At 55.0% G+C, this 12309-nt stretch carries 2 protein-coding genes; both read right to left on the reverse strand.

Translation table 11 applies throughout. From position 1 onward, the window contains the following. Nucleotides 1-10688 (reverse strand): choice-of-anchor B family protein (locus MK110_03100; GenBank protein ID MCH2210262.1); only part of this gene is annotated, 10688 nt, incomplete at its 3' end. Nucleotides 10689-11185: 497 nt separating this feature from the next. Further along, nucleotides 11186-12190 carry a glycosyltransferase gene (locus MK110_03105; protein ID MCH2210263.1) on the reverse strand — a complete coding sequence of 335 codons (1005 nt, stop codon included), beginning with the start codon at nt 12188-12190 and terminating at the stop codon, nt 11186-11188. Nucleotides 12191-12309: the final 119 nt, after the last annotated feature.

A 12309-nucleotide genomic window follows, 5' to 3' on the forward strand; every position in this document is an offset into this window, starting at 1 on the left:
GCTGCGCCACCGGATCCGTTACGTTCGGTCCATGACCCGCTTTCAATTGAAAAGTCCGGATCGCTGTTGTCCACGATACTGACGGGGACGGAGGTGATGACGGTGCCGTTAATGTTGAAGTCAAAGGGATTTTCATCACCGTCATCATTGGCGATAGAAAGCAGTCCGTTGAAATTACCATTGGTCGTTGCATCGAGCTGTACGGTGAATGTCGTCTGAGCGCCTGCGGCGACAACCGTATTCGGAGCGATATTACCGATGACGGTGAAACCGGCGGGAACTGTTACGGGTTGCAGTGTGAGATCGGAGGTTCCAACATTTCTGACGGTGAATGTTTTATTGACGGGTGAACCGGTGGTGGTGGTACCAAAGGAGACATTACCTGATCCGTCAGTGATCGACAGCAGATCATCCAGGACGTTAATTTCAGGTCCAACTGAGGGATTGCTGGTTCTTTCGATGCGAACCGCATCAGCTATGACGTATCCGTCACCGGCATTGGTCAACTGTACGGTCAGTGTTCCGCTGTTGGTCAGGAATGGTCCGGCGAGGTTTTGCCAGGAGACTCCCAGATCGGTGAGATCCGGACTGCCGGATGGTGTCTGTTGCTGATCGACAGGTACGGTGGAGAGGACGTTAGCCCCGTCAAGGATGGTATACGGAGCATTAGTGGCACGGTTGGGATGAGGCGTCCATGTGGTTGATACTCGATACAGAGTTCCGAGTTCCAGATTATTGAATGTCCAGCTGACCACTCCGTTACCGCCGCCGGGGGCTGAGAACCGGTAGGTATCTGCTGCGCCACCGGATCCGTTACGTTCGGTCCATGACCCGCTTTCAATTGAAAAGTCCGGATCGCTGTTGTCCACGATTTGTGCACCGGAATGTGGCGGAATGACGTTGACGGTGATGGCCACATCGTCAGCGACAGAATTGTTGACACCGTCGGAAACTGTCAGCTGGAAGGTGAGGGTTTCGCCGTTCAGGAGTTCCGGAACAGTGAAGGTTGGCTGGGCTGCTGCTGCGTCGGAGAGTGTGACCGTGGTACCGGCTGTCTGAATCCATGCAAAAGTGAGTGGTTGAGACTCAGGATCGGTGGAGGCGGAACCGTCGAGGGTGACGACGTCTCCTTCGTTGACATTCTGATTCGGACCCGCATTGGCAGTGGGGGCATCGTTATCGGCTGAGACGGTGATGGCCACATCATCAGCGACAGAATTGTTGACACCGTCGGAAACCGCCAGCTGGAAGGTGAGGGTTTCGCCGTTCAGGAGGTCCGGAACAGTGAAGGTTGGCTGGGCTGCTGCTGCGTCGGAGAGTGTGACCGCGGTACCGGCTGTCTGAGTCCATGCAAAAGTGAGTGGTTGAGACTCAGGATCGGTGGAGGCGGAACCGTCGAGGGTGACGACGTCTCCTTCGTTGACATTCTGATCCGGACCCGCATTGGCAGTGGGGGCATCGTTGTGATTACCGAAATCAATTCCACTGATAATCTGTCCGGTGATGAGGGTGACCGATTGAGTTCCGGGAGTACCGCCACCCGAAGGGATGACCGTCACCACGAAGCTTTGGCTTACAGTGGCGTTGTCAGCGGTGGTTGCCAGATCACCGTCCGGACCGCCGTCGGTCACCGTGACCGTGATGTTGGAGGTTCCGGTCTGTCCGGAGACAGGAGAAAAAGTGAGAGTGCCTGATGTGTCGGGAGTTGTGTAATTTACAGTCGGCGTTGGCACGACGGTTGTGTTGCTGCTGATGACCGACACGGCCAATGGCTGGGTTTCACCGGTTCCCGCAGTGACGCCGGTGAACAAGACGGTCTGCAGACCAGCGTTGTCCTGAATTGTGACTGCGGTGATGGCGTCCAGTGTGGGGGGTTGGTTGGATGGAGGAGTTCCATCAGTGCCGGTGGCCCGAATTCGCAGATTGTCGATGTTAATCCCTGGTTGCGTCACAGTACCATCGCTGCCAAACTGCAGTCTGAGATTCACAGTTTGACCATCAAAAGCTGATAGGTCGAATACTGCGGTACCGGTGTTCACGGACCCTCCGCTGTCATAGGCCGTGGTGCCCAGTTGAGCAACCGCTCCGGAATTCAGTGTGCCATAGGGCAGCCCTGATACAGGGCTAATTAAATTTCCAGGCGGAGAGATGGTCGCTGTGCTGGCCTGGACATTGAAGCCATCCCAGCTGGCTTCTATGTGTCCGGCATAGTCAAATTCCAGCTGGTTGCCTGTGAATCCGGCGAGATTCACCGTCAGTTCATAAAAAGAATATTCGTTGTTGCCGTAGGCCGGACCGGGGTGACCCATCATTTGGGTCCCGTTATTTAGTGTGGTATTCGTATTGTTGATCACGAAAGTACCGGAAATAGACTCGTTTCCGCCTAATCCGGACTCAAAGTCCTGCACGAAGACGTTAACAAATGACACCACACTGGCGGTGTCGGTCACAACGGCGGCTGTGCCGCTGCCGTTGTCTGCGTCATTATAGGTCGCTGTGATTGTGTTTCCGGCGAGTACATTGAGTGTACCATCTTCCGTAGATCCGCTGGCGCTGGTGCCCACAGTTGCGGTAAAGACGCCCATACCCGCGGATGTGAGAGTTACGGTTTCTGTGTCACCTCCAGAGCTGATTAACGTAATCGTGTTGGATGCTGAAACTGACAGATCGATGTCCCGTACCGTTATTCCGACACTGGTCCCGACCTCGTAGGAAGTAGCGTTGAGCTCGATGGTTCCGGTGCTGGTCGCCGGCAGGTCAAACGCTTCAGTGACGGCCAGAGTGTTGGCACTGCCGCCGTCATTGGCACTGAATCCCATTCCGCGACGTGCGAAGACTCTCCAGATTGTGTCCTGATTGGCTCCGCCGTTGGCCGCCTGATCGGCAGCCAGTATCGCGTCCCGAGCGTCAAGAAATGTGGGGTTCGACGGCTGCAGCTTCATGCCGTCCATGACCAGCTGCATCGCGAGGTTGTTGCCGCCGGTGCCGTTGATGAAATCGGGATCGAAACCCAGACCAACGTTAGGGAGATTCAGATCCAGAGAACTGCCGCCGATCAGTGCCCAGTTTAAATCCCAAAGTGTGGTGGCCCAGACTTCCCCGACGCCATGCGGCACTGAAAGTCCGCTGGAAATGGATCCGTAGGTGTGTGTGTTGACCGTCGTGTCATACGAATAACGTTGGGTTCGGATCCCGGTGCCGGTGGTAGGCTGATTAAGCGCGTAGGTGCCTATCCCGCGGCCGTCATTAGCTGTGTCGGTGGCAATCTGTGTGAGCATCAGACCGTGCCAGTCAGACCAGCCTTCTCCCATGCCACTGCTTTGTTGGGCATTCAGGGCTCCGGCATTTGATGGTCCACCGGTCAGGCGATTGGAGACACCATGACCGTACTCATGGATAATGATCCCGTTGTCAAAATCTCCGTCCCGATCGGGAGTTGGTGCGGTCCAGGTATACATCTGCATTCGTGGCGCAGAACCATCGGGCGGGGTGGCAAAATTGGCATTGTTGGCGTTGCCCACATCGGCGCCGTCCTGGGCCTCTGCCTGAACGGCGTCACCCCCTGTGCCTCCGTTGCCATAGTTGTTGGTCTGGAAATTTCCCGCTGCTTCATTGAAGCCATAAGCATAGTGTACGTCGTGCAGAATGTTGTTCCAGTAAAACAGATTGGTGACGGCAGCGTCCTGATAAGTCGACGGTGCCAGGCCCAGATCTACCGGGAAATTGAATGCTAGTGAAGACGTCCCGTCCGGCTGGGAGCCGGAGTCAGGTACGTTGTCGTCATCTCTGTCTGCGTACGCAGTAACATTGTTGCCTCGGGTGATTGTGAACTCAGCTCCACTGATACCATCGGTGTCATGCCAGCCAAACGGAGACGCCGTGGTGTCGGCGGGATCGACTTCCAGAGAGCGTCCGCCGTCACTTGGGCTTTCCTTAGGGACTGCATAGACGTTGTACGTAGCATGCTTGACCCAGTCTGTCAGCCCCGCCATTTCGCCGGTGTCAGCGGTCACGCTGCCGTCGAACCAGTGGTCGCCGGTTACGGTTTCTAAATTTAATTTCCACGCCAGACGCACTCCACCTGCTGAGTTTGGCACGTAGGCAAGTTCAGCTGAAACCGGGGAGCGGGCGATCTCGTTGGCCAGCAGAGTCGATGATCGAGCGGTGTCGGAAGCTGAATCCAGCATTATTGGGATGACGTCTGTTGACAGCCCCAGTTCGCCGGCCATCGCCTGTAGTGCCTGCTCTGCGGACAATGCCGGTGAGGGCGTATCTGCGGTACCCAGTCCACCGATGAATGCACTGTAGGCGTTCAGTACCTGGCCGGAATCACTCACGTTAATGTTGATATCTGCACCGATCACGGGCAGGCCGCCGTGTAGTTGTCGGAGATAAATGTGCGTAACCCCCAGACTCTCCGTGCGGTACTGATCTGTGACCACGTACTGATTCAGTTCTGACGCTGTTAGTCCTAACTGACCTGCCTGCGACTGCAGGTACGTCATGGCAGTCTCGAGCGGTGCGCCTGCAGTCGTATCAGAGAGCCATTCGTCAGGGTTTATCAGAGCTTGACGTGGTGGCACGTAGTAGGGCGCTGCAAGGTAGTGGTCGTGATCGTGTCCGTGAGGATCCGCCGCAGCTTGTTTCGCAGTTTCGTGCGAGTGTTCGTGTGATGTTGTTTCTTCGGGATGGGAGTGAGTTGTTCCGTCGGTGTGCTCGTGTTCGGTTTCGTGCGAGTGTTCGTGTGATGTTGTTTCTTCGGGATGGGAGTGAGTTGTTCCGTCGGCGTGCTCGTGTTCGGTTTCGTGTGAATGTTCGTGTGGCGTACCGCCTTCGGTATGGGAATGGACAGTTCCGTCCCCGTGTGTGTGACCCGTTTCGCTGCCGAACTCGTGCACAACGGTACTGGAGGCCAGTGGGGTGCCTGTTGTGGCCTGTGTTACATCCAGCACAAACAAACCGGAGTTGAAATCAGAGACCAGCACAACCCCACTGGGCAGGTCTGTATAGACCCCCCATGCGCCGTTAAATTCTGTGGCATCACTTGCGGGAAAGGTGTCGTAGTAACCGGTTTCCTGGACATTGTTCACATCAGAAACATCAAACACACGCAGGCCACTTGTGTAATTTGCTTCGAACAGAAAGTTGCCACGAGTTTCGAGGTTATGATCGATGGCTGTGTTGCCGTTTGTGAACGAGCTTAAAAAGGCCGGTGTGGCGGGAGTGGAAATGTCAAACACGTAAGTCGTGGTTGTGGAAACATTGGTGTTGTTTTGTTCGTCCAGTTCATCATTGATAAACAGGTGCTGTTGGTCGGTGCTGAGCGTGCCGTAATGGGAGTAAGTCACATTGGGATAAGGAACAGTGGCCAGTGTGACCATGGCGGCCTTGTTCGTGACATCAATTACTTTGAGTCCTTCGGTTTCTGCAAATCCGTAAACGATTTCGCGTCCGGCCGACGGGCCCGTGGTGTAACTGACGATTTCCGCGTCGTGCAGATAACGTTCACTCCAGGTGCCAACAATGGTGGGTGCAGCCGGGTTCGTAGCCACATCCACCACCACCAGGCCACCTGCGGCAATGTTGGCTCCCAGCAGATAAGCAAATCCGCTGTCGGGGTTAATTGCGATGTTGTGGGCTGTCTGCAGTCCGCTGTCGGTGAGTGTGCCCACACTGGTGACGATTCCGGTGTCGATTTGTGTGAGGTCGACAATCTGCAGCCCACCCGATGTTTCGTTGGTAATATACGCATGTTGAGCGAATGTCTTAATGTCACGCCACGTTGAAGCACCTTTGTTCAGGTGCACATGGCTTTCAGCTGTTTCGTGGTGCGTGGTCGCCGGCAGTCCTTCATCCGGTCCGGGAACAAAAGCCACAATGGAGGGACTGGCAGGATTTGTAACCTCAACATAACCTGTGCCGTGCGACAGACCGATAATCGCGTATTCACGACCGGACGGAGAGACGTATCCGGTGATGTCATTTCCTGAGGTATTACCGCCGGAAAAAGCAGACAGGTCAAACTGACTCAATTTGGTGACATTGAATCCGTTAGGGTCGCTTGACCCGCCTCCGGAGGGAGAAGTTTGTGTCCAGCCTGGCTGCTGAACTTCACTGACTGTATATGTGCCGCCGGCCAGTCCGCTGAAGGTGTATAAACCTCGTTCTGTTTCCGGGTCAATCGTGCCGTTGTTGTCTAAATCTGAATCGGCCGTGACTTGTGTGGTGAGGAGTGTGCCACCGTTATCAAACAGTTGAATCACCCAGCCGTTCAGGCCTGGTTCCCCGGGATCCCGCACACCGTCAGCATCCAGGTCGTTCCATTTTTGTCCACGAATTTCACCGGTGTTCTGATTTGCCTGATGATTTCCGAAGTCCCGGCCTGTTACCACCTGTCCGGCAGTCAGGACCACTGTATGGTTGGCAGATACAGCGACAATCGTAGCGGTGTCAGTTACAGCGGCGGGTGTTCCGCCGCCGCTGTCGGCGTCCTGGTAGGTGACCGTGATGATATCTCCAACTGCCAGGTTGAGTGTCCCGTCCCCCGCCGTGCCGGTGGATGATGTGTTGATGCTGCCGCTGTAGACACCCGCACTTTGCTGGGTCAGCGTAATGAATTCGCTGTCAAAGCCGCTCGAGGAAATGTCGACATTCAGTGTGGGGTCGGTGACGTCGGAGTCAGTCACGGTTGCGGTTACGGAACTGCCGACTGTATATGACTCGGCATTCAGTGTGACAGTTCCTGGAACGGCAGAAGCTGAAAGAATACCTCGATCCACAAACGCACTGCGGATAGCGGCCGCATTAGCTCCTGAATTGATATTCACATCGGCCTGCAGAACGGCCTGTGCTCCATCCGGCATCGTAGAATTGGCGGGGAGTCCGAAGTGAGATTCAAGAATGACCTTGTCGGCGGTGGTGGCACCGATGGCCGCTCGGATATCCCAAAGGGCACGTGACCAGATTTCCCCGTCAGCGTGGACCTGACCAACGAGATCTGTTGGGTAGATTTTTGTTCCGTCTACGCGTCTTAAGTTTGGTGGGTTGTCTGAGCTGTAGGATGTGGCATCCCACTCTCCGACAGCAGCGGCGTGGCTGTTCTGAAACACCGGGTCCCCGACGGAGGCATAGAAACTGGCGGCGAGATAATCGCTGAAGCCTTCTCCCATGGCACCCATCTCGCCACCACCCCAGTTGGCATTCTGGTCATGCTGAACAGCATGCCCGTACTCGTGGAGGACAATATCAGTATCTTCTCCATCGTCGACACCACCGTCACCAAAATGAATCGCATCGTTACCGGTGGAATAGAAACTATTATCGTTTGTGTCCCAGTGTGCATTGGCCAGAGTTGGGAAATCACGAATCCCGTTGGCAACACCCGTGTCATCGTCGAAACCCAGCGAATGAAAATATCGCTGGACCGAATCCACTGCATGGTAGATCACTACCTGCTCAAAGCGGTCATCATCTCGAGTGTAATTATAGACTCTGGACATTTCATTAGCGTCGATGTCCGGCAGAAAGGGGCTGTTCAGTGTGGCCAGGTCGACAAATTCACCTACCAACAGGCCCGTACCCGGGCCTGTCACCGGGTTGAGCCCCTGCAGCGTCACGGTGACTCGCTGAGCTTCCAGTGTGGGATTATTCGCGTCATTGTTGTCAACGAGATTTGTGCCATTGCCCTGGGATTGCCATGGATTTGCTTCGTACACATGACCGGTTCCATCCACATGCGCCATCCTGTCTTCCCGCAGCAGAACTTCGCCGGTCTGCGCATCAACAAGGGTCAGGAAATCGGCCAGTGGTGCAGCCGAATAAGTCATGGTTCGCCATGCCTGACGAATGCTGCCATCCTGATGTCGAAACCAGACCGGTTCCGAAGTGGTGGAGAGATAGGTCTCGGTGACACCGGCCGTATCGGCCGCCACATCCTCCGCAGCCACTGCAGTGAGAGCTGTGTTAGCCCGAACAGGAAGTTTTCCTGAAGCATAGCTGGTGTGTACCGTTTGCACTGTGCCATCGGATCCCTGATTAACGGTCACGTGCGCGCCGTAGACAGGAAGTCCCTGATGGATTTGCTGAAATCGGGTGTAGGTGCCGGCGAGTCCGTGTTTGACTTCCACCAACTGCAGACTGTCCGGGGCAGCCTGCACATTTAGCTGGGCGCTGTGGTTGGCCAGAAATTCACGGGCTGCGGCTTCGGGAGTTGTTGCTGTTGGCTGGTATCGCAGTCCGCGATAGGTGGTCCGGGCGCCGACGTTGTCCTGAACAGCTGTGTGCAGATCGAGGGTCGCCGAACCGGAGGCGTATGAGGTCAGCGGGGCGGGGATGGGAGAAGTCTGAGTCCATCCTGTCTGTTGAACTTCGTCAACCGTGTAGCTCCCCGCCGCAAGTCCGGTAAACGCATACAGACCGCTTTCCGTAACGGGATCAATGGTTCCACTACTGTCCAGATCAACGTCAACAGTGGTCTGTGTCGCCAGAAGTGTGCCGCCGTTGTCAAACAACTGGATTACCCAGCCGTTAAGTCCCGGTTCGGCTGCGTCACGCACTCCATCGTTGTCCAGATCGTTCCATTTTTGTCCGCGTATTTCGCCGTTGTTCTGTCCCTGTTGTTGATTTCCAAAGTCCAGACCGGTGGCCTGCTGGCCCGCTGTGAGTGTCACGGCATGTGTTCCGGACGCGACGTTTTCAAACACCCGAATGTCATCCAGGTTGATCCCGGGATTGCTGACGCTGCTGTCACTTCCAAACTGTAGACGTACGTTCACTGTTTGCCCATCGAAAGCGGAAAGATCAAACACGGCCTGACCTGTATCGAGGGCTTCGTTGCTGTCATAACCGGAGGTTCCAATTTGCGGTACGAGACCGAAATTAGCACTCAATGTGTCGTAAGTCATTCCCGCCAATGGACTGAGCAGATCGCCCGGAGGATTGATGGCTCCAGAACTTGCCTGGACGTTGAAACCGTCGAACGTGTTTTCGATATGGGCGACATAGTCGAACTGCAGTCGAACATCGTTTTGCCCTGTTAAATCTAAAGAGATTTCATAGAACGAATAGTCGGTTGCCCCGTAGTTGGCGGAGTGTCCCATCATCTGAGTGCCGTTATTCAGCGGGGCATTCGAGGCATTGATGGAAAAGCTTCCCGCAACGGTTTCATTCGCACCGAGTCCTGTTTCAAAATCCTGAACGAAGACGTCAGTACTGATCGGTGCCGTCTGAGTCCACCCGGGCTGCTGCACTTCGTTAACGGAGTAAGATCCCGCGGCAAGTTCTGTGAATACATAGATTCCACTTTCTGTCTGGGCGTCGATGGTCCCGCTGCTGTCCAGGTCCACATCGGCTGTCACCTGAGTTGCCACCAGTGCGCCGCCGCTGTTAAACAACTGAATTGTCCAGCCATTCAGGGGAGGTTCATTGGCATCGCGGACGCCGTCACCGTCCAGATCGTTCCATTTTTGTCCCCGAATTTCAGCGGTGTTTACCGCTCCGGTGGAATGCAGGCCGACAGAGCCCACAAGCTGCGGGATATGAAAAACGGCGGCTCCGGCGTTTTGACTGTCTGTCCCCGACAGCGAAAATTCGCGGTCACCGATACGGTCGTTGTTGGGAAGATCGATGGCCCCGGTGCCCATGATCGGGGAGGCACCGCCGGTCGGCTGGACAGACCCGGCTTTGTCGATATGTGAAAGGGAAACAGTGTGTCCAATTTCGTGAGACAACGTTCCGGAAATGGCATTAGTGGTGAAGCCCAGGTTTCCGGAAGTCAGGGCATTAGATGGTGTGAGTCCTCCCAGAGTTACAATGGCATCGGTAAACACGGACGACACGACATCACCGATTTGAATACCGTTGTTGGGACCGGTGCCTCCGGTATTACGAACCACACTTCCCCCGGCCACACCCAGTGTTCCCCCGGAGTGCGGTCCGGATGTTCCGGTGCCCACCTGAACGTAGTAGTACTCCGTGATTCCGACGGGTGCCGTACCGATATCACCAATAACGAAGTCAACGGCAAGATCCTGTCCGGCGGGGCCGGCCACCGTTCCTGCCAGTTCTGTGAAGTAGTCTTCATCGACTTCTGCCATGATCGAGTTGGCGACAGTGTTAAAATCCTCGGCGGCAAATCCATAGGCCGTCACGTCGAATGTGGTCACCACATTGCCAAAAATGTCGGTCGTGTTGCCCTGTCCTGATTCTTTGAAATCGACCACAAACGTCAGGGGGTCGGTCGCATGGCTTCCGTCCTGGGCAACGACAGCTGAGTTTGAGGCGGGCACGGGAAACTTAGTGCAAAGCGCGCTGTCAGGGATCACGCTCTCGAAGAACGCGATCTCTTCCGGAGTGAACATGCCCAGAGGAACGTCGGCTCTCGTTTGGACATGCAGGTCATCCCCGCATGCGGCAGACAGCAGGACACGCTGTTCCAGTGATTCGATCGCGTTAATGTGGTTTGGGACGGACCGTTGCTGTTGAGTCCGTGGTCGCTGAAATTGTCGGTAGACTGCAGGGAAATGACGACGCAGAAAACCACCTGTGTCACTGAATAAGGCACCGAAGGACGTTGCAGTCTGTTCACCGAGTATGGATGAACGTTCTTGCCGTGATTTGCTGCGACCTGAGAAAAGATTGCACTTGAGTCGTTCGAAACGTGTGCGCGAGTCCCTGAAGTGCCGTGCCATAAAACTCAGTCCATTCAAAATAGCTGTGCTGAGCGTAACGATGAATCACAGTCAGGCTGATAACACTGGTTGTAGGGCCCGCACGGGTATACTCGGTTATGGCAATGCTGTATGCAATCAGCCGAGCCCCAAAATTTGAAATGTTAGTCTGGTGGCTGAAGCAGCTGCGGTTTCGGTACCTGCTTGAAGTGGGGTAGCCCCTGTGATGACTGCGCGGTCACTGCTTGTTGTGGCAGCTCCGAAACCGGCCGGGAACATTTCAGTATCTGAGGGTGCTGTTATCTGGCGAGAACAGATAAAGCCATGGAACTTAAACGCAGCGGCGATCAATGTGGATTGACTGTAAACAGCCGCGCAAAGAACAGTTCAGCTCCAGGCAGGTGAGAGTTCTGTTCTTCAGTATGCCTGCACGGGCCCCTGAGACCGAGCCGCAGTTGTGTCCCGGATGAATCGGTGGCAGGAGGTTCTGAGGTTCCTCGTTTCAGAATTTGTTCGGATCATGCCACAAACCATACGTCTTCACCGACACAGTAACCCTGTCCGGTCACAAACTCTGTAATCAACGGACGAGCACCGGCAGCTCCGACACAAACCACCAGGGGAGTGCCGTCCGGCGGACCGATGGATTCAGGAGGAACAACCCGCACGTTGTGAATCAACTGTCCCTGTTTGCGTGTACTGACCTCGATCAAATTACGAACTTTGATGTTTTCCGAATGCAGCCAGCGGAGCCACGGCTTACCTGTGCGGCCGGCTCCCCAGAGATCGACGGTTGAAATATTCAGTAAAGGACCGTTCTTCAGGTGATATTGACGACAGTCCATAAAGGCCTGCCGGCTGTATCGAACATCCGTGCGGGTCAGGCGATTGGGTGAGTCGTTCCACTGCAAAAGAGACTCCGGTGTTTTTCCGAAACGCATTCCAGATCTGGCAGCCCGCAGCATGAGGTCATAATCTTCCGGAAAACTGTTGTCGCTGAATTGTTGAAGGTAATAACTCCGTCTGGCCATGATGGAAGGGTTGACCAGCGGGAACTCAACAAAACGCAGAGCCAGAATCATTTCCGATGAAATTGTTTCTTTGTTAATCCACTGCTCGTAGCGAGCCATTCCTTTAGTCAGCCGCCCGTTCTTCGGCTGAATCTGTACACGTGATCCAACGACATCAAGTCCGTGTTGCTGAAGATGGGCCAGCTGGCAGGCCAGACGTTGGGGATCAGCCGTATCATCCGCGTCCATTCGTGCAATGATTGCAGCCTTGGCCAGGCGGTTACCCAGATTCGCCGCTCCAGCCACTCCCTGATGTTCGGTTCGTACGACCTGCACCCGTTTGTCCTGGACCTGATCAAGGATCTCCGGTGTTCGATCAGTGGAACCATCATCGATAACAAGTAACTCAAAGTTTCTCAGCGTCTGACTCAGAATCGATTGAACTGCGCATTTGATGGTACATTCCGCATTCCAGACCGGCAGTACGACAGAAATTTCAGGTTTGCTGGGCATTGAAATCGTCCGGGGGGGGCGCCTGCCCGACATGTATCTGAGTTGCAGAACACCGAAACTGCGGAATCCTGTGACAGAATGGACGGTAACGGACTCAGTTCTGAAACCGGCAGCGCTGG

The sequence above is a fragment of the Fuerstiella sp. genome (genome assembly GCA_022447225.1).
Lineage (GTDB): Bacteria > Planctomycetota > Planctomycetia > Planctomycetales > Planctomycetaceae > S139-18.